General features: G+C 36.4%; 20 protein-coding genes. 4 read left to right on the top strand and 16 right to left on the bottom strand.

Annotated features, from left to right (window positions below; translation table 11 throughout):
* Positions 1-18 precede the first annotated feature (18 nt).
* The 7 genes from JFT89_RS22305 to JFT89_RS22280 form a co-directional block, all read right to left on the bottom strand.
* Entirely contained in the window at positions 19-1608 is a 1590-nt protein-coding gene (locus tag JFT89_RS22305; protein WP_201040594.1) for an ABC transporter substrate-binding protein, read from the bottom strand.
* Between the two features lie 202 nt (positions 1609-1810).
* Positions 1811-2788: an ornithine cyclodeaminase family protein gene (locus JFT89_RS22300; protein ID WP_002064015.1), complete on the bottom strand. Its 978-nt coding sequence runs from the start codon at positions 2786-2788 to the stop codon at positions 1811-1813.
* A gap of 19 nt (positions 2789-2807) precedes the next feature.
* Positions 2808-3860: a proline racemase family protein gene (locus tag JFT89_RS22295; protein WP_201040593.1), complete on the bottom strand. Its 1053-nt coding sequence runs from the start codon at positions 3858-3860 to the stop codon at positions 2808-2810.
* A 275-nt stretch (positions 3861-4135) separates the two neighbouring features.
* Positions 4136-5338, bottom strand: a complete 1203-nt coding sequence (gene lhgO, locus JFT89_RS22290) for an L-2-hydroxyglutarate oxidase (RefSeq protein WP_201040592.1) — start codon at positions 5336-5338, stop codon at positions 4136-4138.
* A 58-nt stretch (positions 5339-5396) separates the two neighbouring features.
* Positions 5397-6335, bottom strand: coding sequence for a glutarate dioxygenase GlaH (gene glaH, locus JFT89_RS22285; protein WP_201040591.1), 939 nt, complete (start codon positions 6333-6335; stop codon positions 5397-5399).
* Between the two features lie 309 nt (positions 6336-6644).
* Positions 6645-6773 carry a hypothetical protein gene (locus JFT89_RS30535; RefSeq protein WP_002064011.1) on the bottom strand — a complete coding sequence of 43 codons (129 nt, stop codon included), beginning with the start codon at positions 6771-6773 and terminating at the stop codon, positions 6645-6647.
* Positions 6774-6863: 90 nt separating this feature from the next.
* Complete coding sequence (locus JFT89_RS22280) at positions 6864-7217, bottom strand: DUF3870 domain-containing protein (protein WP_001225455.1); 354 nt, start codon at positions 7215-7217, stop codon at positions 6864-6866.
* Positions 7218-7458: 241 nt separating this feature from the next.
* On the opposite strand from JFT89_RS22280, the gene JFT89_RS22275 reads away from it, so the two are divergent.
* Complete coding sequence (locus tag JFT89_RS22275) at positions 7459-7674, top strand: YflJ family protein (RefSeq protein WP_201040590.1); 216 nt, start codon at positions 7459-7461, stop codon at positions 7672-7674.
* Positions 7675-7826: 152 nt separating this feature from the next.
* On the opposite strand, the gene JFT89_RS22270 is transcribed toward JFT89_RS22275, so the two are convergent.
* From JFT89_RS22270 to JFT89_RS22245, 6 genes are all read right to left on the bottom strand, one after another.
* Positions 7827-8780: a TRM11 family SAM-dependent methyltransferase gene (locus JFT89_RS22270; protein ID WP_000064982.1), complete on the bottom strand. Its 954-nt coding sequence runs from the start codon at positions 8778-8780 to the stop codon at positions 7827-7829.
* Positions 8781-8941: 161 nt separating this feature from the next.
* Positions 8942-10531, bottom strand: a complete 1590-nt coding sequence (locus JFT89_RS22265) for an N-acetylmuramoyl-L-alanine amidase (RefSeq protein WP_002064008.1) — start codon at positions 10529-10531, stop codon at positions 8942-8944.
* 219 nt (positions 10532-10750) lie between these two features.
* Positions 10751-11800, bottom strand: coding sequence for a M42 family metallopeptidase (locus JFT89_RS22260; RefSeq protein ID WP_002064007.1), 1050 nt, complete (start codon positions 11798-11800; stop codon positions 10751-10753).
* Between the two features lie 277 nt (positions 11801-12077).
* On the bottom strand, positions 12078-12404 hold the full coding sequence (locus tag JFT89_RS22255; protein ID WP_002125566.1) for a nucleoside triphosphate pyrophosphohydrolase: 327 nt from the start codon (positions 12402-12404) through the stop codon (positions 12078-12080).
* A gap of 17 nt (positions 12405-12421) precedes the next feature.
* Entirely contained in the window at positions 12422-12742 is a 321-nt protein-coding gene (locus tag JFT89_RS22250; RefSeq protein ID WP_002010902.1) for a hypothetical protein, read from the bottom strand.
* A gap of 137 nt (positions 12743-12879) precedes the next feature.
* Positions 12880-13668, bottom strand: a complete 789-nt coding sequence (locus JFT89_RS22245) for an enoyl-CoA hydratase (protein ID WP_002010905.1) — start codon at positions 13666-13668, stop codon at positions 12880-12882.
* Positions 13669-13997: 329 nt separating this feature from the next.
* On the opposite strand from JFT89_RS22245, the gene JFT89_RS22240 reads away from it, so the two are divergent.
* On the top strand, positions 13998-15392 hold the full coding sequence (locus tag JFT89_RS22240; RefSeq protein ID WP_033706457.1) for an O-antigen ligase family protein: 1395 nt from the start codon (positions 13998-14000) through the stop codon (positions 15390-15392).
* 163 nt (positions 15393-15555) lie between these two features.
* Here JFT89_RS22240 and JFT89_RS22235 read toward each other — a convergent pair whose 3' ends face one another.
* Both JFT89_RS22235 and JFT89_RS22230 read right to left on the bottom strand, forming a co-directional pair.
* Entirely contained in the window at positions 15556-16587 is a 1032-nt protein-coding gene (locus tag JFT89_RS22235) for a hypothetical protein (RefSeq protein ID WP_033706456.1), read from the bottom strand.
* Between the two features lie 9 nt (positions 16588-16596).
* Complete coding sequence (locus JFT89_RS22230) at positions 16597-18054, bottom strand: MBOAT family O-acyltransferase (RefSeq protein ID WP_201040589.1); 1458 nt, start codon at positions 18052-18054, stop codon at positions 16597-16599.
* A gap of 227 nt (positions 18055-18281) precedes the next feature.
* Between JFT89_RS22230 and JFT89_RS22225 the strand changes: the two genes are divergently transcribed.
* Together JFT89_RS22225 and patB1 are read left to right on the top strand one after the other, a co-directional pair.
* Entirely contained in the window at positions 18282-19697 is a 1416-nt protein-coding gene (locus JFT89_RS22225; protein WP_201040588.1) for an MBOAT family O-acyltransferase, read from the top strand.
* Between the two features lie 179 nt (positions 19698-19876).
* Complete coding sequence (patB1, locus tag JFT89_RS22220) at positions 19877-21067, top strand: secondary cell wall polysaccharide O-acetyltransferase PatB1 (protein ID WP_016094689.1); 1191 nt, start codon at positions 19877-19879, stop codon at positions 21065-21067.
* 225 nt (positions 21068-21292) lie between these two features.
* On the opposite strand, the gene sap is transcribed toward patB1, so the two are convergent.
* Positions 21293-23743, bottom strand: a complete 2451-nt coding sequence (gene sap, locus JFT89_RS22215) for an S-layer protein Sap (protein ID WP_016094690.1) — start codon at positions 23741-23743, stop codon at positions 21293-21295.
* Positions 23744-24334: the final 591 nt, after the last annotated feature.

The following is a 24334-nucleotide window of genomic DNA, read 5'->3' as shown; positions in this document are numbered from 1 at the left end:
CAGCTTCTTTACGGTTTCTTATTTCACTTCATAAATCTTCGATAGATCTTCAAACATTGTAACTGGAATTGCTTTTGCTTCTTTTAATCCATCAAACTTTTTATCTACTGCAATAACTGCTTTCGGATATGCGATTGGAAGATAAGGTAAGTCTTCTCTAGCTGTATCTTGGATTTTATGGTATAGCTCTGCGCGTTTCGTTTTATCTGTTTCAACCGCAGCTTCTTCCCATAACTTATCAAAGTCAGCATTTTTATAACGTGCATAATTGTATTCTGCATTACTTAAGAATAAGCTCTTATATGAATCTGGCTCTGGTCCCATTATGTAACCACCGAATGTAATGTCATAGTCTTTATTCGCTTTATCTAAGCCTTTTTCACTTGCCGCACTAGCATCTAATGCATTCAGTTCAACTTGTAAGCCAACTTCTTGTAATTTTTGTTGTGTATATAGCGCTAAACTTTCCATGATTTTATTATTCGTTACATACATAACGCGTACTTTTTCTTTATCTTTCACACCAGCTTTTGCTAATAAATCTTTCGCTTCTTTTTGATCATACTTATACTCTTTTATGTCTTTTGCATAATACATAGCGTCTGGCGTTAAGATTGAATTTGCCGGTTCTGCAAATTGACTAGAAACGAATGCTGAGTTAATCATTTCTTTCTTATCTAATGCATGCGCAATCGCTTGGCGCACTTCTTTTTTCTTCATAAGGTCTGTATTAAAGTTATAAGCTAAGTAGAATAATCTACCTTCAGGGAATGTCACCATCGAGAAGTTCCCAGTGCTATCTAATTTCTTAAAGTCTTGCGGCTCAATCATCTTCATATTGATTTGACCATTTTGAAGTGAAACATTTGCTGTATTACGATCTTTTACAACGCGGTACACGACAGAATCTAATTTCGCTTTACCAGCAAAATAATCATCGAATCGCTCTAGCGCAACATATTCATCTGATTTAAACTCTTTTAATTTAAATGGACCTGATCCAACAGGTTGTAAGTTTTTCTTACTCTTCACTAAATCTGCTTCACCTTCAAATACATGTTTCGGAATTGGGAAGAAATCATTCATAACCCCTTCGAAAGATGCACTTACTTGTGGTAAAACGAATTGAGTCGTTAGCTCATCCACTTTTTTCACCTCAAGCGGCTTTCCTTTAAAAATAAAGTTTTCACGGCTTGAACTATTTTGCTTCTCATCTAGAATAGATTTGAATGTAAATACAATATCATCTGATGTAATTTTCTTACCATCATGCCATTTCAAATTGTCCTTTAATTTTAAAGTCCATGTTAATTGATCCTCTGAAGGCGTAAAGCTCTCAGCAAGAACAAACTTTTTCTTACCGTCTTCCATATGATACAGCGGTGCATATAAAGCTTGCTGTATCGTTAACGACACTCGATCATTCGCATAAAGCGGATTCATCGTATCTGGATTATCACTAACACCAACTGTTAACGTTCCTCCATCTTTCGGAGTCCCTGGCGTACTAGTTCCTGCTTGCTTCGAAGAATCTTTCTCCCCTGAGCAAGCCGCTAATGCAATAAGTAATAGTAGGACAAATGGTAATGCAAACAACTTCTTCTTCATATTTCGACCCCTCTCGACTATTTACACCTATAAGAAAACTCGGAATTAATACCGAGTTTTCTTATAGGTTTTAAATTACCACTACCCGTATGTATTGTCAAACTTTTTCGCAAAGGTAGAAAGTTTGAAATCTATCAATGAATTCTTGCGATAAAATATATTTATGCGGAGGGTAAAATAAAAAGACCACCCAAAGGCAGCCTCACAACTGAATCATAGTACCCACTCCACGCTCCATCGCTTTTTCATATAAGTATTTCGCAACAATAATATCTACTACCGCTAAACCTACTGATTTGAAAATAGTAATCTCTTCATCGTTCTCTCTACCAGCTTTTTCCCCGCTAATAATTTGACCAAGTTCGGCGTGGATATCGCCTGCCTCAAATAAGCCTTCTTTTATCGGAACTTGAAGGTCACCCGTTTCTTCTAATGCTGCTTCTTTTGATTCGACTACTACTTTGCTCGCGTTAGCGATGGCGTGAGATGGTAGCTCTTGCATGCTCGGTCTGAATGAACCGACGGCGTTTATGTGGACGCCTTTTTGTAGTTTTTCTGAGAAGACTGGTGTGGATGCATTCGTTGTTGTGACGATGATGTCTGCTTCGCTTATTGCTTCATTTGGACTCCTGTAGACGTAAGCTGGTTTATTGAACTTCTCTTGTATATATTGTGCGAATGCATACGCTTTTTCTTCCGTTCGGTTATATAAAATGATTTTTTCAATGTCCCTAACGGCGATTACAGCTTCTGCAATTCCTTTCGCTTGTTCACCTGTGCCGATAATGCATAAGGTTTTCGCGTTATGACGAGCTAAATGTTTTGTCGCTACTCCTGACAAGGCGCCTGTTCGAATCATCGTTAAGTACGATCCTTCTAAAAGTGCGAGTGGTTCTCCCGTTTGAAAGTCTGATAGCATAACGATCCCGTTTATCGTTTTCTTTCCTATCTTTTTATTATGCGGAGCTACCGTTACTACTTTTAAACCGAGCGCTTCGAGTCCTTCCGCTACTGAAGGCATAATTAATGCGGTATTTTGCTCGTTCGCAAATGGTAATGAACCGCGTATTGGTGTGATCGTTCTTTCTGCGGAAAACTCTTTTAAAGCAAGCGCCGCGTATTCAATGACTTCATTCATATTTACTAAGTTTCTTTGTTCATTTGCGCTTATGACTAGCATATTTGTTCACCTCCTCCTTCTATCCTAACAAAAACCCCCGATTCAAATCATCCCTCGGATCTACAACAAACTGATGGAATCCTGTAATAAATGCATTTCCCGTTACTTTCGGAACGACAGCTTCATATTTATCTACTTCTGTTACCGACAATACTTCTCCCTCAAATTTGCCGTCAGTAATGCATTCGTGGATAAAAATCTCTCCTTTTTGTAAGGCATCTTTTTCAAAAAGGGTTGCGATTCTTGCGGAAGTTCCTGTGCCGCAAGGGGAACGGTCTACTTGCCCATCAGCAAAGATCGTTACATTTCGTAAAGTGGCACCTTTTCCTTTCGGTTCATCTGAGAAAATAACACCGTATATTCCTTTTAAATCTTCTTCAAGTGGATGTTTTACTTCCATTTGGCTCTCGATATAGTGCTTAATTTTACCGCCCCACGTTTGAATGGCAGATAAATCTTTGAAATCTACTTTCAAACCAAATTCTTTACAGTCTACTACCGCATAAAATGCACCGCCAAATGCAATATCTACTTGAAATTCATAGTCATCTATTTTGATAGGCACGTCTTTCTTATATACAAACGAAGGAACGTTTTCAAATGATACGGATTCAACTTCGCTCCCTTTAAATTTTGCGTACGCAATGACTTCCCCAGCAGGGCTATCAATAATGAACTTTTGTTTTTCACCTGTCACTTCAAACATACCCGTTTCAATTCCTACTGTAATAACAGCGATAATGCCGTGACCACACATCGTACTCCAGCCTTCATTGTGCATAAATAATACGCCAAAATCAGCGTGAGCACTTGCAGGCGGAGTAATGATACAACCGTACATTCCGTGATGTCCTCTCGGTTCATACATAAGAATCTCACGAAGATGATCCAAATGTTCCATGCAGTAGGCACGTCTTTCTAGTTGCGTTTCTCCCTTTATCTCTGGCACTCCGCCCGTAATAATTCGAAGCGGTTCCCCAGCTACGTGCGCATCAATTGTTGTGTATATTTTACTAACCTTCATTTCTATCTCTCCTCTATATATTGATACTATTTTTATTGCAAGTATCATGCCAACGCATAGAGTATAAAGTGAAACTTTAATCAGTGGGGGGCTTCATCCCCCACTGATTATTAGCCCACACCTAGATCCTTTGCTTTCGCTGAATTTTGAGGTGGGGGTCTTACTGCCCACAAATAGTGGGATAAATCTGTATACATTTTTAAAAAAAGCATACACTACTGTCTACTTTTTTATACAGTAGACAGTTAGCGGCCATTAAGCTACAACCAGCCCCGCCCGGGCATCCAAAACTAAAAAATCCCCCAAAAACCTCGGGGGACCCATCAAACCCTAACCGCCACCACATCCGGCACTTGCCTTACAATCTCCTCACCAATCTTTATACTAGCCGTCGCAGCTGGAGATGGCGCATTACAAATATGCAGAGAATTGATACCAGGGATAATACAGAAGTCATCAACCATATTTCCGTTTGATAATATAGCCTGTGCCCTTACACCTGCATGGGTTGGCACGATATCTTTCTCTGTAAGTTCTGGTATTAGGCGCTGCAAGCTTTTTAGGAATGATTGTTTACTAAATGAGCGCACCATCTCTTTTATGCCTTCTTTCATATTTGGCATCGCCATTTTCCAAAAGCCTGTGTATGTCATTGTTTCCATGAAGTCTTTAATATCAAAGTCCGTTTTCGTATAGCCTTCGCGTTTGAAGCTTAATACTGCATTTGGTCCTGCATGTACGTCTCCGTTTATCATTCTTGTGAAATGAACACCTAAAAACGGAAATTCAGGGTTTGGAACTGGGTAGATTAAATGTTTTACAAGATAGCGTTTTTCTGGGACAAGTTCATAATATTCACCACGAAACGGAACAATTTTCATATCCGTTAATATACCTGTCTTTTTCGCAATACGATCACTATGTAAGCCGGCGCAATTAATGAGAAATTTCGTTTTAAATACACCTTGATTTGTCTCAATTATTACAGCGTCTTTCTTCTCAGTAATACGCTCTGCGGCTGTTCCTAAATGTACTTCTCCCCCGCTTTCTTGAATCAAACGGGCAAATGCATAACTTACTCCTCTATAATCAGCAATCCCGCAAGATGGAACACGGATTGCGCCAAGTCCCTTTACATGAGGTTCAATTTCAGCTAATTCTTCCTTATCTATTTTTGAAATATGTAAATCGTTTTGTAAGCCTCTTTCATATAAGTTATGTAAAAGAGGAAGTTCGTCCTTTTCTGTAGCGACAATTACTTTCCCGCACATGTCATAAGCGATGTCATTTTCTTTACAAAATTGAACCATAGCTGCGTTTCCTTCTTTGGCAAACTTTGCTTTATAACTCCCTGGTTTATAATAAATTCCAGAGTGAATTACTCCGCTATTATGCCCAGTTTGATGATGTGCAAGTTCCTTTTCTTTTTCAATGATCGCGATTTTCGCACTAGGGAATTTTTTCGTTAACGCCATTCCAGTTGAAAGGCCAACAATTCCTCCGCCAATAATTATAAAGTCATACATCCTACTTCCCCCTTAATATGATGAAAGGCAGGCCTTTTTTAAGACCCGCCGTACAAACTTATTTAGAAAAACAACCACGTTGACGCATTAGTTCTCTATATAAATCTTTATTTTTCTCAAACGCAGCTCTTCCGTGCATCCAAAATAAGTTGTTTAAAAGAACTAAGTCACCAATTGGTAATTTCAATGCATGTGTTGCTGGTGAGTTTTCAACAGAATATGATAAGTCTTTCAAATAGTTTGCTTGTTCAATATTATCTGGATAGGCAAACTGATCAATAAAACAAATACATGGTGCGTTATTCACATCAAAAAATGTTTCACGATAGACGATTTCTTGCGTATTTTTACTTGGTGGTGCTTTATACGTAACCTTAACAGATGCGAGCGAATGATTTCTAAATTTCTGAAGGTCTTCCCAATCATCTAAATGTAGTAAACGAGATTCTCCGCCTACTGCATTTTGCTCTTCAATTTTCATCATAAGAAGCCAATCTGTCGGCTCATCAACGAATGTACCGTCTGTATGCAGTGTAAACAATCGGTACGCTTGACGAAGGTAAGAATCACTACTATCCGTATCTTTCACATTAAACCTAGCATAATACGTTCCTGTCATTGCATCAAAGTTTGGCTCCCCGATTAAATGTGTTAATGCTGTTGCAAATTTCACGTAGTCTGCTGGATCTGACGTTTCACCTTGCACCCCAATTGTAAATCCGCCCGTTTCACGATCATGAACAATGCCGCGAATATTATCCATAAATGATTGCCCAAAAATCTTTCTCATGTCATCAGCAAGATTAAACCGAGAATAAGGAATGTATTGTAATGACTGCTCTGAATGCTCTTTTACCTCTTCAAAAAACTGCTTAAGCAATTGCTGATTTAACACAATATGGTATAAACGCTTATGCTCTGGATGCGGAACAATTTCATACCCCTCATATTTCTTTGCAAATTTCATCTTCGTACTTTGTTCTGTAATAATCGACATTTCAATTCCTCCCTAATTTAAATATGAAGAACTTATGGACGCTTTTTACAGACAGTTATCCTTATCTTCTTATGCTGAGATTCGGTCTTACTGCCCTAACATCGAAAAAGCCAGTCATACGCATCCACGACATAAAATCGCGAAAACGTACAACTGGCTCATAATTACGAATGTTCTTTAATCTCTTAAAGTACAATAATAATAGACAGTTTTTATGAAAATATTTGTAAAACAGGAAAGCAAGATCGAATATAGAGAAGGCTAATTTCTCGTATGGATCTTATTAATTAAATAATAATTCAAAATTTTCTAACTGTCAATTCGTTTTTTGTTTTTTTCTCTACATACTTTACACATTTCACAAATCCCCTTACTTTCCGCACATCCTCTTTTTTTCGTCTCTTGTTTCACAGCTTGAACTTCACTTAATTTTTTCATATTCCTTGCCTCCTCAATATAAAAAGCCAGTCGTATCCCGTTAACGGAAATACAACTGGCTCTTGTTTATGGTTATAAACTAGACAGTTTTTATGGTGTTGTTTCCTCGTACTCTCCTCTAGGCTGTTCATCATTTAAATAACTTACGTATTGGCGATGTAAATCTTTTACCGCACTGACGATAGCATTTTGCGCTTTTCCTTGATAATGGTCCGTAATATCTTGAACGATTTCCTCAATACCATCTTGCAAACTATGTCCTCTCAACATTTGAGCGACGAAGTCTCTACCATGCTCTGTCGCAAGCGTACATGACGCTTCAATAATGACATGATATTTATGATCTGCCTCAATTGTAATTGTTAATGTTTCATACATACTGCGAACAGCCATACCTTTCGGAAGTCTCGAATGTCCTGCCATAAAAAAAGTCCCTTTACGCATATTTCATCCTCCGTTACTATGTTAAGAGCCAGAAAAACAATGTACACATTTGCATTGAATTTTACTACCCTTATCCTTATAGCTCGTACTTCTGCTAAAGAAGCTCAAGTGGAAAGAAGTTTACTCTCTTCATTTTCAAACATAAATCTGGGCTTACAGCGAGGCTAATCACTGTCATCCGATAATAAGTTAATCATAATAAAAATAAACTGAATATTCAATGTTAAATTCCGCAAATTTCATGAATAAAAAAAGAAAATTCTCTCGTCCCGGCACATATACTGTTCAAAAGAAAAAAGGAAGTGGTCTCATGTATTACGGAACAAAAGGCTGGTACGTAGCTGAGCTAAAAAAATTAGGTGTTCGCTATCATGAAGGACAAAAACTAGAAAGTTACCGCGGACACGTATTACGCAATTTATTAATCGCACAACAAGAGAAGACGAAAGAAGAGTAATTTGATATCGGTTGATTCTCTGAATATATCAGCGATTCGACATAAAATATCGACTTATCAACAAATCCCGCCAAATCATCCCTCCATTCCACCAACCAATCACACATCAATACAAACCAAAAAAGGTCACCCAAACGGGTGACCTTTCTTTCTTATTCACAAACAAGAATTTGTCTAGAAAATGATCCTTTTCTTGTGATACAGCGGTCTGTAATTTCAAATCCCGCTTCATGAATCATGTCGTCCATTGTTTCCATCGTGACAACGACTACTTTTTTTGCAATGCGGCGCGCACTTGAAAGAATTGAGAGTTGATCTTCTGGTGTTGCGTGCGTAAATAGGTCGTACGGCATATCGATAATTGCGACGTCGTAGTTCTCAGTAATTTCTTCAATTGGACCTTTTGTTACTGTTCCTTCAAACCCGAAATGTGCGATGTTTTTTCTCGTTCCAAGAACCACAAGTGGATTTATATCTCTACCAACGATGTTAATCCCCATAGAAAGTGCTTCTACTACTACTGTTCCAATGCCGCAGCACGGGTCAATTGCTCGTACTCCATCTGGGTTTGGTACAGCGATATTTGCGACAGCTCTAGCAACACGTGTGCTCAGTGATGTCGAATAGCTATGCGGTTTTTTTATGTGATGATACCAAACCGGATCACTTTCTACATAGTGTCCGAAGTACCAACGTCCTCCAAGAGGAACAATCCCGAATACACGCTCTGGATTACGAACATCCGCTTCTCCTTCAATATGCATACCGAGGTCTCGTTCAATAAGGCGTCTTTCTCCATATTCAATTTTATTTTCTTTACCAAGATCATTGATTTTAACGAAGATAACTTTAAATGTCGCTCCCGCTAAATCAATTTGTTCCACTTGTTCTAAAATGCTTTCTAAGTCGTCCCCTTCATACATAACCTCGACGCGCTCTTTAATAAACGGACTTCTACTCGGAGCGATCTTGACTTCACTTTTTAAAATATTAACGTGAGACTCCATCCCAAAGAACGAGCGCATTTCCAAGTAACATAAAGCACGCTCCTCTTCGCGAAATGCATACGTATATATACATGCAGGTGTTTTACTATGATTACTCAATCTATTATCATCCTTTATCGTTTAAAATTGTTATGATCAAAATTACTCAAATACTTTTTTCATATAAAATTAAATGATATCATATGCCCGAAATAAAGAGAAACCTTTATAATTTGTTTTATAAATAAAAAGAGACTGCCTATGGCAATCTCTTTTATTTATTAACGGAAAGAAGATACGTTGTTACCCATTGCTTCGTAGTAATCTAAAATCCCTTGATAAATAGCTTCTGCTGCACTTTGTCTCTGTTCTGGTGTAGCAATTTTATCAGCATCGCTTTTATTATCTACAAATGCTAATTCTGCTAATACAGCTGGCATCGTGTTTTCTCTAATTACATATAAATCGCCTTTCTTCACACCGCGATCTTTTGTTCCAAGTGCATCTACAAGACGCTCTTGAATTTTCTCTGCTAATAAACGACTTTCTGATACATTCGGGTTTGTCCCTCTTGCTGTCGCTGATTCATAGTAGAATGTTTCTGTACCTTGTCCTTGTTTACTATCCGTACCATTACCATGAATACTTACAAAAATATCACCTTTATTTGCCTGAGCAAATTCTACACGTTTTTGTAAAGACTCAGCTGCAGTGTTTCCTGGACGTGTATCATTCTCACGAGTTAACAACACAGTAAACGGTGTCTTTTTCTCAAATATTTTCTGTAATCGTAATGATACATCTAATACGGTTTTACTTTCTTTCTCATAATAACCAGGGTTCCCCGAATCAATTCCACCATGACCTGGATCAATAATAATCGCTTTACCTTCTAGGAAGTTACCTTGCTTCACTGGGTTTAATTGATTTTTATCCACCCATTGGAAACCAGCTCCCATACGGATACGAATCCAGCTATCTTTTTCTTCAATAACAGTTACTTTTTGTGCGTTATATGTACCTGAAACTTTAGATTGATGTGAAGCTTCTGCATACGCAGTAAATCCTTCATTAATAACATCTGTTTTCTCTGTTAAAGGCGTCCACTTCTCACCTTTACTCGTTACAACCTTCAACCAACCGTCCGCTCTTTGCTCTTTCACTTCAATCATTTGTGGCTTATGTTGAACGTCAGTAATACCAGATGATAACGATGCTTGATGATATGTAATAAAGTTTCTATTCATATACATTCTTTTCGATGTATTTGTTTTATTTTTATCTGCCATTGCGATGAACTGAGCTGCTTCAGCACGAGTTACAGTACCGTCAGGATTCCAGCCATTTCCTGTACCCATTGAAATCTCTAAAGCTACTAAAATATTAGCTTGTTTCTTACCCCAATGAGGTTCCAAATCTTTAAACTGCGTTGGAAGTTCTCCAATAATTTTCTTATCTAATGAATATGCTTGTACAAGCATAGATGCCATTGATGCACGGTTAATTTGGCTTGATGGATTGAATTTCCCAGTACCATCTCCATTAATTACACCCGCTTTTTCTACCGCAGCAATATATGGTGCTGCCCAATGATCTTGCGAATCTTTAAAAGATGGTTTCGCTTTTGGATCAATTGGTAAGCCAAGAACTGCTGCTAATATTTTTGCAGCTGATCCTTTATCTACTGCTTCAGATGGAGAAAACGTTCCATCTGGTTTTCCATCAAGCGCTTTTTTCCCTACTAAATAGTCAACCGATTCCTGCGCCCATGTAGGAACATCCGAAAACTTTTTCCCTGCTGCGAAACTACTTACTGGAGATGATAATAAACTTGCGGCTAAAATACCAGCCGCGACTGCACGATACTTCATAAATAATAATACTCCTCTCAAAAACCATTTATAATAACGCGTAATCTTAATATGCAAATCATAATAAATCCGAACAAAAAAAATTAGTGCGCCTCTATCATTCTATAATACTAGAATTCTGTAGTAAACCTACTTTCTTAATATTGTAAAATAAAATACACTTAAAGTATTTTTTATACACAAAAAAGTGGTTGATTCATAGAATCAACCACCCTCTCACTATTCTACTATCATTTCTGATAACACATATGCATAAACAAGTGCTTCTGTATGTGCAATCGAGCTTTCGTGCGTACGCTCAAATGCGTGAGAAGAATCAATACCAGCTCCAATTAACGCATGTTTCACATCAAATCCGGCGTGAATCGCAGCTGATGCGTCTGATCCGTAGTATGGATAAATATCCACTTTATATTCAATAGCGTTCGCTTTCGCCAGTTCAACTAAATGCTTACGTAAAGCGTAATGGTATGGACCGCTAGAGTCTTTCGCACAGATGGATACTGTATATTCATCAGATGCTTGTCCATCACCTAACGCTCCCATATCAACTGCTAAATATTCTACCGTTTCTTCTGGAATATTTGAGTTTCCACCGTATCCAATTTCTTCATTATTAGAAATTAAGAAATGTGTTGTATATGGCAATGTTACCTTTTCATCTTGCAATCTTTTAATCAATTTTAATAGAATTGCTACACTTACTTTATCGTCTAAATGACGTGATTTTATGTATCCACTCTCTGTAATTTGAACGCGTGGATCAAATGAAACGAAGTCTCCTACTTCAATTCCTAACTCACGTACTGCATCTGCTGAAAAGACACGCTCATCAATACGCACTTCAATATTTTTCTCATCGCGCTTCGCTTCCCCTGCATCTTTGTACACATGCACAGAAGTTTGATGCATTAAAATTGTACCTGTATACTTCTTACCACTTGACGTTTCAATTTCGCAATATTCCCCTTCTACAGAATTCCAGCGAAATCCACCAATCATAGATAGACGAAGGCGACCGTCAGGCTTAATTTCTTTCACCATCGCACCTAACGTATCAACGTGTGCAGTTAATAAACGATGCTGCTCATCATTCTTTCCTTTAACCGTTAAAATAAGAGCACCTTTATTATTACGCTTCGTCTCTACATTCCACTCACTTACATAGTTTTCAATAAAACTAATAATTTTCGCCGTGTTTCCAGATGGACTTGGAATAGAGACAAGCTCCTTAATAAGTTCCATCGTTTCTTTCGTATGATGTGCCATTGTCGTTTCCTCCTCATTTTCTCTACTATTCAGTATAGCGAAATTACGATAAAACCTCTACTCATATAGTTTAATTTTCTAAATTATAATAAAATTCACTTTATCCTAATCTCAATGACAAAAAAGCACCGCATTATCTCCATTAACACTGTGCTTTTTCTATAAAGTGAAACTTTAATCAGCCCGCATCAATCGGACTTTTACTGGCAGCCCGACTCCCTCGCATTCGCCGAATTTTGAGTTTGGGGTCTTACTGCCCGCAAATAGCGGGATAAAACTACTCTTCCGAAACGTCCATCAAATAAATCCCTCTTGTAAATCCGCCGCGCTCTTCTTCTTTCTGCTTACGAATAAGCTCTACATCTTCCATTGTTGCACCTTCTGCACGCGCTAATGAAATAATAATTTCAAGTGCATCTGCAAGTGAATCTAGCGCATGTTCACGCTCTTTCATCGAAGCAAATTCACGAATTTCTTCTGTACCAATTTTCGCTAACGCTTGTATGTAAGCTTGTCCTGTTAATTTTTGTGCTGTATATGTTTTTCCAGACATCAAAATTTTCTCCGGGACACGATCTCTTACTAACCTGTTATAAGTTGACATCACTTTTCCTCCCACTTTTAATAACACCCAAGCTCTGCTTTATAGAAAAACCACTCTTTTTTCACACAAGCACTTAACATATCAATTCCTGATCCGTGCGCCTTTACTACCGGAAAGAAGTAATGCTCTGGTTCTTCTTTCTTATCGCCGTATAAGGTTTGGTACTCATCAGGAATCGCCTCTTTTTTCACATCCCGTTCTTTCTTCACTTCACCAGAGAAAGCAACAGTTGGATGTCCCTCAAAGAATAATGCAGTCCGTACCGCAAGAGATGGTGTACTATGCAAAGCATAATATGTTAGTAAAATAATAACGATAACACCGATAATTTTCTTCATTTATTACTCCTAAAAAAAGTGCTAACACAATTATACTAAAATGTGTTAGCACTTTCTTCCCTTTATCTCGAATTAACGGGCAGTAAGACTAATAATCCGCGGGGGATAAACAAATCCCCACGGATTAAAGTTTCACTTTATTCCCCTTTAAATGCTGGTAAACGTTTTTCTAGAAAAGCAGCAATACCTTCTTTATGGTCCGCTGTTTGTCTCATCGCATATTGACCACGCTTTTCGAGCTGAAGTGTTTGTTCTAAATTAGAACGATTTACTTCACATAAAATTTGTTTCGTTTGAATCATTGCCTTGATTGGTTTTTGTAACCATTCATTAATTTTTTGCTTCACAGCCGTTTGGAAATCCTCACCGATTACTTCATCAATTAAACCGATATCTAGTGCTTCTGTCGCTGATAATTTCTTCCCTTCCCAAATGATTTTCTTCGTCATATTTTCACCAACGCGCTTTTGGAGGAAGAAATGGCCACCACCATCTGGAATTAAAGCGATTCCAATAAAGTTCATCGCAATAACTGATGATATATCTGCCATGACATAATCAGCTGTTAATGCAATACTTAATCCAAGTCCAGCAGTTGGCCCATGAATTGCACTAATAACAAGCTTTGGCATCGTATATAAAGTCACAACGATTTCAGAAATTGTATTCATGATGCCTTCAAACTTACTTTCATCATTACTTGAAAGCATCGATTTAATATCTCCACCCGCAGAAAAACCACGGCCACTTCCGCACAACACAACAACGTGAACAGAACTTTCCGCCACTTCTTTCAACTTTTGTAATAACTCTTTTAACGTTGGTTCATCTAATGCATTTAAAACCTCTGGACGATTAACCATAACCGTTGCTACGCGCCCTTCATATTTCACAACAACAGATTCCGTTTTACTTGTTACTTCCATTATATATACCCCTCTTTTCAACATAAAGATTATACTTATATAATTATAGAAAGCATGTTAAAAATCCTTCTTTTTTCTTAATCTTCTGTCTAATTTCCTCGTAATTTGTATATATCTCCGTATAAAACATACAATTTCGTTAAAAAATATAGAAATTAAAGTCGGTTTATCCATGCTTTTCATCTATTTACCATTACAATGAAATGGTGTATTCTTAAGTTTGATGCAAAAAAACAAATATTGAAATTCATTCGCCTTATTATGTAAATAAGGCTTTTATCCCCATCTCTTGGGTATTGAACTAAAGGAATGAAGAAATGGAGGAATATATGGTTAATAAGTTGAAACAAACGGATAACTACTTCCCGCATTTCCTATTGCTATTCATTGTGTTTCAACCAATTTTAGATTTATTAACGTCTTTTTCAATCTATGTATTACACATGAGCGCAACAGTTGGAATCGTAGTCCGTTTCGCCTTTATGCTTCTTGCATTAGGTTATCTACTTCTTCATAGAAATCAACATGGAGCGAAAAAGTACATTCTCTATTTATGCCTACTCGGTATCGTACTAGCAATTGGTCTTGCAAATAATATGATGATTAAATCCCCAGTTTCATTTGGCGAAGAAGTGAAATTTATTTTAAAGAGCATATATCCAATTGTGCTACTGTTTGGATATATTATCGTCTTTAAAGAATTAAAAAATAAAGAATATACGTTTCATAAAATCATTACATATTTCTTATATGCAACTTTAATTTTAAGTATCACACTGATTGTTGCAATGCAAACTGGTACAGATTTCCCAAGCTACCCTCACTCAAAAATTGGTTCAAGAGGTTGGTTCTTTGCTGGAAATGATTTAAGTTCTATTTTTGCAATTATGTTCCCAATCGTAGTGTTATATTCGATTCATAAAACAACTTCTTTCTCGAAAATCTATTACTGGATTCCAACAATACTCGCGATGTATGCAAGTATTATGGTCGGAACGAAAGTAGGATATGGTGCAATTGTTCTAACGCTTGGCGTGGCACTTTTATTCTCATTCATTGAATATATGGTTCATCGCAAAAAAGAAGGAAAAGGATTCACATATCTCGTAAATACAGTTGTTGCCGCTATTATACTAGGAGGTTTAATTGCCCTTACACCGCATACTCCTATCGCAAAAAATATGGGCATCCACATGCAAATATACGAATACAAAAAATCAGTACAAGAAGAAAAGGATAGAAAAGAAGGAAAAATAATTAAAGAAGATCCTGACACAGAGAAAAAACATGCAAAAGGTGAACTAACAGACTCTGAGGTCAAAAGTTTAATTTACAGTGATCGCGATAAGTTTTTAAAAGTATACAAACAATACTATAAAGACGCACCACTATCACAAAAATTATTCGGAATGGGCTATGCTGGTAACTATACGGTTAAAATTAAATTAATCGAAATGGACTTCCATGACATATTCTTTGCATTCGGAATCATCGGTTCTCTTATTTACTTCATACCATTCCTTTACTTCGGTATTAAATTATTACTCAGCATCATAACAAACTTTAAGAAAATATTAACTGTGAAATATATGCTATTAGCTAGCACCGTTGTACTATCACTTGGAATTGGCTTTATGTCCGGCCACGTATTAACAGCGCCGGCCGTTAGTATTTTCTTTGTCGTTATACTCGCTTACTTAATTGTTGATTTAGAGGTAGAATAAAGTGAAGCAGCATCCATTTGGATGCTGCTTTTTCTTTTGAAAGTAATACATGAAATTATATTAATGATTCTACAGAAGATATCGATTTACCGACAAAGTTTGATAAAGCAGCAATCTATAAAAAAAGGCCAGACCACATATGATCTAGCCTTTCAAGCTTCCCCTATTGAAAAGACGCCCGAATCTCCTCCAACACCTCATCAATATTATCCTTCGTAATAACAATACCGAAGTCTTTCGGGACGTTGCTATCTTCCTCATTTACAACTTTATGCGCAATCAACTTTCCAACTTCTGGTCTGAAATGATGCCCATCCATATAGTTATCTAAATTCGTTGTAACGGAATTAAGATACATGAAATGGTGCACTTCGCCAAATACATCTACAGCGTCATGAAGCCATCTTTTATAATCTTCCCATCGCCCTGATTGAATCATCGTACGGAACAGAGGCTCTGAAACAGGCGTTGTAAAAATATAAAACTTCGTGTTCGGATTATGAGCCTTTACTGTTCCTAATATTTCTTTCATATTTTGATACTCATAATTCCCGCCGTAAATCTCTTTACTAAACTTATCTACTTGCGCCGCTATTTGCGCATCACGTTCTTCTTTCGTATAATCGCGCATCGATTTTATATTCTCTCGATTGTACCAATCAAGATTCGTACTATGATGAGTGGAATTTGCAATTGTATTCTTTGAATAAGTAATCCCGTCCATACTTACATACGATTTAATCGGATACAATAAACTTTGCGCCTGATTAATATACGCTTCTGGTTTATCAAAACCAATTTCCCTATTTTTGTTCGTTCCAAGGAAATCTAAACCAAGTACAATAGACTCGAGTCCACTACCTTTTTGTTCTTTTGCATATTCAATATATGCATCATACTCACGCGGATCTGTACTGCTTACCGCATAATTAAATGCGTTTAACCCGGTGAAGTCATTCTCGTTAATAAAAGTCGTTCTACTACTTCCAAGTATAACTCCATCATATGTAAACGGACGGTACGTTATATAATTTGTTTTCTGTTGTCTCTCGTTAAACCCGTACTGAACATCATTCCACTTATTTTTATGCGGGAATAACCAAAGTGAATCTATATAGCTATTAAATATCCCGACACCTGCCAGAGGAACAAAAACACATACAAAAACGAAAATAAGCCAATGTTTGTTTTTCATATTCTCCACCTAGAAATTAAAGTATAAAAACTCACTAATACTCGTTAAATGTAACACGCTATATACGAGTAATACTGCAGTAAATAAAGCAGTCCATACATTCGGACGGAATGAATCTTTTAACTGAATTGAATTTTTTAAGAAGAAACTAATACATAACGCTCCGAAAATATACGCTACCATTTTCGGATCTAATAAAGAGACATGGTACCCTTCACTAAATGAAACACCGTACTCTTTTAAAAATTGCAGCTTCTCTATTATAAATGCTGGGAATACGCTATTTGCTAATTCGATTCCATTTAGCCCGAACATTCCTTTTAACACTTTCACCGCATCATGCATAGATGTTGCCCTAAAGAATACCCACGTTATATTAATGAAGAAAAACGTAACGAACCAACCAGCTAAGGCTGGCATGCGCCCTCCTGCTTTACTCCATAGGCGATGAATAACAGAAGCCAAACCGTGCAAGAACCCCCAAAAAACAAATGTCCAACCAGCTCCGTGCCAAAGTCCACTTATTAAAAATACAATCATAATATTTACGTATGTACGCGTAATTCCTTTTCGATTTCCTCCTAGAGAAATGTATACGTACTTCGTTAAAAACTGGCTAAGCGTCATATGCCAACGATGCCAAAAGTCTTGTATATTCACTGCTTTATACGGTGAATTAAAGTTTTGAGGTAATTTAATATTAAACATTAAAGCGATTCCAATTGCCATATCACTATATCCACTAAAATCAAAATACAATTGGAACGTAAACGCTAACGACGAAAGCCACGCTTCGACAAATGTTAATGATTGCTGCACATCAAACCCTTCATGTACAAGGGGTGATAATACATCTGCAATACCTACCTTTTTGAAAATACCAACTGCAAATACGAATATACCAAGAACGATATACTTCGATTGCCAGCGCTTTTTACTATCGTCAGCAAACTGCGGCATAATTTGCGCATGATGTACAATCGGTCCTGCAATAAGCTGCGGGAAAAACGTTACGAACAATGCGTAATCAAGAAAATGACATGCCTTCGTTTCCCCGCGATACGTATCTACTAAAAATGCAATCTTTTGAAACGTATAGAAACTAATCGCAAGTGGTAACGTTAAAGATAATAATGTAAACTGAGTTCCAAATAATGAATTCACATTTTGTAAGAAGAAATCATAATACTTGAAATAACTAAGCATTCCTATATTAAATATTAATCCTACCGTTAAAAGAAGTTTACTCTTATGTTTTACGAGCCTCATTCCGATAAAGTAGTTCACAATGAGCGACACTAACATAAGCGGTAAATATTTCACATTCCAATAACTATAGAAAAATAAAGAGGCCGCAACGAGCCAAGCTTTCGCTAATGTAGCATATCCAAATTTATTTAATAGAAAATATAAAAGAAATGCTATCGGTAAAAATAAAAAAATAAACTCAAATGAGTTAAATAACACACCATCTCTTCCTTTCTAAACAAATCACACCTTATTCATCTTATCTTATCCAAATAGTGAGTGTCAAAAGGATTCCGCTCCCCTTTTCTTCTATTATATATAATAATCATTTTAATCGAATTATTAACATGATAAAATATTAAAGGCACTTTTATTTAAAAGAATATATAATAGAAATGTCGGTTTTTTGCACGAAATGTATTTTTGAAAAAAGTGAGGAGAGTCCTTTGGTATTTAGTAGTTCTGTTTTCTTATTTATCTTTTTACCTCTCGTATTATTTTTCTATTTTATAGTGCGTGCCGAGCTACGTAATTTCGTATTACTTGCATTTAGTTTAATTTTCTATGCATGGGGAGAACCACGTTTCGTTCTTTTAATGCTCTTTTCTATTATATTAAACTACTGCTTCGGCCTACTCGTGCATCATTATGATAAACGAAAAAATATGAAAGTCACATTTTTAATTATGGCTGTGGTCGGGAATATTTTATTACTTTCTTATTTTAAATATATTTCCTTTTTCACAGATATTTTGAATCAAACTTTGCATTTATCTATTCATGTGGATCCTATTCCACTACCAATTGGAATTTCATTCTATACGTTCCAAGCGATGTCATATGTCATCGATATATACCGTAAAGATGGAGATGTTCAAAAGAATCCACTTAACTTAGCGCTATATATATCAATTTTCCCGCAGCTTATTGCCGGACCAATCGTTCGTTACAATATCGTTGCTGATCAAATTAAAACGCGCATCCATTCTTTTGAACGATTTACAGAAGGTATCCAAATTTTCGTTTTAGGATTAGCGAAAAAAATGTTAATCGCCAATCAAGTTGGATTTGTCGCAGATAAAATCTTTGCCTTACCACCATCTGAAATGAGCGCTGGAACGGCTTGGATTGGTATTATCGCCTATACACTTCAAATCTATTTCGATTTCTCAGGATACTCTGATATGGCAATTGGACTTGGAAAAATGTTCGGATTTGATTTCCCGAAAAACTTCAATTATCCGTACATCTCGAAATCCATTTCAGAATTTTGGAGAAGATGGCATATTACACTAGGCTCTTGGTTCCGCGACTATATATACATTCCGCTCGGCGGAAACCGTGTATCCAAACTAGCAAATTACCGTAACCTCTTCATCGTATGGGGATTAACCGGTTTATGGCACGGGGCAAGCTGGACCTTTATCACCTGGGGATTATATTACGGCTTTATTATCTCGATTGAAAAAGCTGGATTCGAGAAAATATTAAATAAGCTATGGAAGCCGCTGCAACATGCATATGTACTAATCATCGTTATGATCGGTTGGGTCTTCTTCCGAGCTGATAACTTCGCATACTCGTTCCAATATTTAAAAGCGATGTTTGGCATAGAGAGGCAATCTTTCATCGATGACAACACACTGCTATATATACATGAATACATTGTCATATTTATCATCGCCTTTATCGCAGCGACACCAATTTTGAAACGTGTTAAAAACATATTAGAACTTGCACCAAAAACGTATACATTCACGATGCAAGTTGTACGTCCTATATTATTACTAACATTATTTATGATTTCGATTATGTATTTAATTAATTCGACGTATAATCCATTTATTTACTTCAGGTTTTAACTTATCCCGCTATTTTACGGGCAGTAAGACCCCCACCTCAAAATTCAGCGAAAGCAAAGAAGTTAGGTGGGGGGCGGGCTGCCCGTAAAAGCCCGATTGATTAAGGCTGATAATCAGTGGCGGATGAACAAAACCCCCACTGATTAAAGTTTCACTTTATGTAGGAAGGAAAAGTTATTATGAAAAAATTGGGGAACATCGTCCTATTTATCGGTTTTCTCACCATTATCTTTTCATTTGGCATATTATCGCTTCTCAAAACTGACCGAGCAGTTTCGTCCGTTGAAAATCGTCCGCTCGCTCAAAAACCAGCTCTTACAAAAGAAGTTGCCTTAAATGGTAGTTTCTTTAAAGACTTTGAGACATATACAAACGATCAATTAATCGGCAGAGATGATCTCATAAAAAACTATACACTTACCCAAATTAAAATGGGCAAGTCTCTCATTAACGATATTATTCTAACTGATGATAAATGGCTTCTGAAAAACCCTGCTTGGACTACAAAATATAATGAGATTGACCAAGCTATGCCAGCTGTAAACGACTTATCTCAGTTTTTAAAAGAACAAAACATTGAGTTTTACTTTGCTTTACCACCGTCCAAAACGAATGCATTATCATTTAAATTACCTTCTCATATTCACACATATGCACAGGAGAATTTAAATTACTTTCTAAATAAACTTCCTGCGGACGTAAAGCCAATTAAACTCATGGAACATTTCAAGAAAAACTATACAAATGAAGAAATACAAAGTATGTACTTTAAAACAGACCATCACTGGAATATGGATGGTGCCTTCTTAGGCTATCAATATATAATGAACACAATCGCGCAACAATCTTCTATATATAAAGGACAAGAAATAAAAAAAGAAGATTACACTCGTACGTGCGCTCCGAATAAACATCTAGTCGGAAGCTTTAACAACCAGCTATACCAACTAATCGATGCAACTGGAGAAAAACTATGCTACTACACACCGAAAGACGGTTTCAACTTTACGAGCGTAGCTGCAAAAGATGTAAATGGCACCGTATATCGCACATTAGATGAACTATATGGCGTAGAAAAACAAAAAGACACAACATCATACGCCGGCTATTATGCAAACGACTATCCAGAAATCGTCATCGAAAACAACAATGCACCAAATGATGTACGAGCTTTAGTCCTAAAAGACTCATTCGCAAACGCAATTGTGCCTCACTTAGCACAAAGCTTCAAACACACATCCATCCTCGACCTTCGTCACTATCACGAAAGGGATGTCTATCAATACATTAAAGACAACAACATTAACATGGTATTGTTCGTGTATAGTGATTCGAATTTGAGCGGGGACATGTTTAAGTTTAAGAAATAATCATATAACACAGCCATAAAGCTTATGCATGGCTGTGTTTTTATTTTAGCTTCTCTCTCATTATCCACCTCAAACTAAAAAATAAAGGCATCTTATTGCTATTTTCTCCTTCCTCTTAAATTTTTTATACAATTCTACTATTAAAATAAAAGCCTATGATACTCATAGACTTTCATCTATTTTCTCATAGGCTTTATTAAGCACTTACTATTTAATTATTTTAAATTAGTTTTGTGCAGGCTTTACTTCTTTGATAGAAACTGCTACTCTTACTGCTTTATCAAATTCTACCTTTTGTTCTTTACCTTCTTTTACAACTGTCAGGTTTTTCACGTAGATAGATGTTGCACCTTTTGTACCAACTTTTCCATCTTCAGCTACAACACTTGTGTCAGCAGAAACAAATTCTACTTTAGAAACTGTTGCGTTTGCTGTAGTTGCAGGTACGTTATCAACAGATAGAATTTTTGCAAGCTCAGCTTTTAAATCAGCGTTTGCTGCTACATCTTTTAGAGATGTGCTTGTGAACTCTACTGCTAATCCTTTAGCAGCTGGTGCTGTGTCAACAACTTTGAATGAATGAGTTGCGATTAACTTACCATCAGCTAATTTCACAGCTACTTTGTAAGTTTCACCAGCTTTTGCACCTGCTCCAACAGTAATTACACTGTTATTGTCCACAGTTACTTGCTCACTAGTTGCCGCTACTTCTTTACCATCTTTATTTGTTGTTGTTACTGTTAGTTCAGCACCTTCAGCCTCTTTTAAAACTAATCCATTTGCATCAACTGGAAGGACAGAAACAGTCATAGCATTCTTTTTATTGTCTTTAGTAACATATTTATCTAACTCGCTCTCTAAGCCACGAACTTCAAATTTAGAGAATGTACCTGGAGCTTTTAATTCTAGAGCTACTTTAGCTTTTACTTCTTTTTTACCAGATGTAGCTGTTAATTCTAATACGTATTTTCCAGCTTCTTGACCATTAGCATTTACTACTAATTCTTTATTTTCATGCTTAGCAGTTACTTTTTGATCTTTTAGCTCTTTACCGTCTTTATCAAGAACTTTTACTTCTACTTTATCAGCAGTAAAGTCTTTACCGTATTGATCTAATACTGGAGCTTTTATTTTTAAGTCTGTTACGTCTTTCGTAGAAAGTGTTAAGTTTGTTTGCTCTAACTTAATTTCTTTTAGAGATTTTTGAGCGAAAGCTTCAATTTCAACTGTTTTTGAAGCAAGCTCTTTACCGTTTGTATCTTTAACAGTTACTTTTACTGGTGCTTTCCCTGCAGCTAAAACAGTTACTTTACCAGTAGCTTTATCTACTACTGCTACTTCTGTATTTAATGACTCGTATTCAACTGCTCCAGTTGTTACTCCATTAAATTGGTCTTTCAATTCTACTTGAACGTAAGCATTGTCGCCTTCGTAAACTTTATTGTTTTGTTTGAAATCTTTAGAAGTAAAGTCAGCTGTACCTTGTTCTGCAACTGTCCAGTTAGAGATTGAAGCTACTGCAGCACCTTCAGCAGAAACTTTTACTGTTTTACTTTCAGCTACTACTTTACCGTCTTTTTTATAAACAGCTTTTACAGTAGTTGAAGTACCTTTTGCTAAAGTAATTTCACCATTTTTAATTGTTCCCTCAGCAGCTGGAGTTTCAAATTCAATACCAGTCGGTGAAACAACTTCAGTACCGTTTTCATCTGTAACTTTGTATTGTAATTTAGTTGCTGTATTAGCTACTACTGTTTGATCAGCCATTTCAATTGTTTTTGCTTCTAAAGAACCTACAGTTACTTCTGTTTTACCAACTTTATTTACATCTACAGTGTAAGTTTGTTTAGCTGCTAGGTTATCGTATAACTCAACTGTAGCAGATTTTTTATCTTCTGATAAAGTTACGTTTTTAACTAACGCTTTATCGTTGTTAGCTTTGTTTGTTACTTTAACGTCTTCTTTAGTTAATTTTTCAACAGCTTTGTCAAATTTAACTTCTACTTTTTGAGATGTAACTGCTTTTGCAGATTCAACTTTTGCTGCCGCACCGAAATCTTTATCAGTCTTAGCAATGAATTGAGCTGCTTCTGCTTTAGTTACAGTTTTTTCAGGCTCCCAAGTAGTTGCAGTAGTACCTGCAGAAATTCCTAATTCAACTAGGATATTAGCTTTTGCTTTACCCCATGATTTTTCTAAATCTGAGAATTTAGTTTCTGGAGTACCAGTTACTTTAGAATCTAATTTGTAAGCCTCTACAAGCATAGATGCCATTGAAACGCGATCCATTTTTCCGTTTGGATCGAATATGCCGTTACCTTTACCTTTAACTACACCAGCTTTTTCTACAGCTGCGATGAATGGAGTAGCCCAGCCCTCTTGAGCGTCAGTATAAGATGGTTTAGCATCTTTATCGATTGGTAAGTTTAAGATTTGAGCCATCATTGTAGCTGCTTCTGCACGAGTTAATTCTTTTCCAGGCTCGAACATTCCTGTGTCTGTACCTTTAATTGCGCCTTTTTCTACTAAGTAGTTAATAGAATCTAAAGCCCAGTGATCAGCTGGAACGTCTGGGAATGATTTACCTGCTGCTGCTACTGGAGATACAACACCTGCTACCATTGCTGCTGTCATTGTACCAGCGATTAATTTTTTGTAAGAGTTAGTCTTTGCCATTTTATATATTTCCTCCTTCAGGAATGTAATACTAGTTTCATAGCATATGAGATAAATAAAAATTTCCTATGTATGATGAAAACTAGTAACTATAAATTTGGTTGAATTATTACATTATAGAAATGCGAAAACCATTCCATAATATAGAACAATACACATATTACACCATTTTATTGAAAAATAAAATGCCTAAACGCCAAAAAAATAAAAAGATTTACAATTATCCAACTTTATTTTTCGACATCTCATAAAAATTATGTATAGGCTTCATTATCAAGTATGTATTAATTGTGTATCAACATAAGCTTCACACAATCTGTACATAACCACTTACTACTATAGCAGAAAAACGTTTACAATTTCAACATCCAACTATAAAGATATTACGACATAAATCGACAAGATGTTTCTATGATTTTCGACATCATTCTTAAATTCATTTTTCTGAACAAAACCTGCCTCGTTATCCAAGTGTTTTTGTATAAAACGCTTTATATCAATATTCTTTATATGCTAATGTTAAGATTTTAAGATTAAGAACCACTAAAAACATACATATTCAGGAAAAATAAAACTCGAATCTTTTGTTTT

Origin of the sequence: Bacillus sp. TH25, from assembly GCF_016650935.1 — a bacterium.
GTDB lineage: Bacteria > Bacillota > Bacilli > Bacillales > Bacillaceae_G > Bacillus_A > Bacillus_A mycoides.
This window is presented reverse-complemented; position numbering and strand designations above follow the sequence as displayed.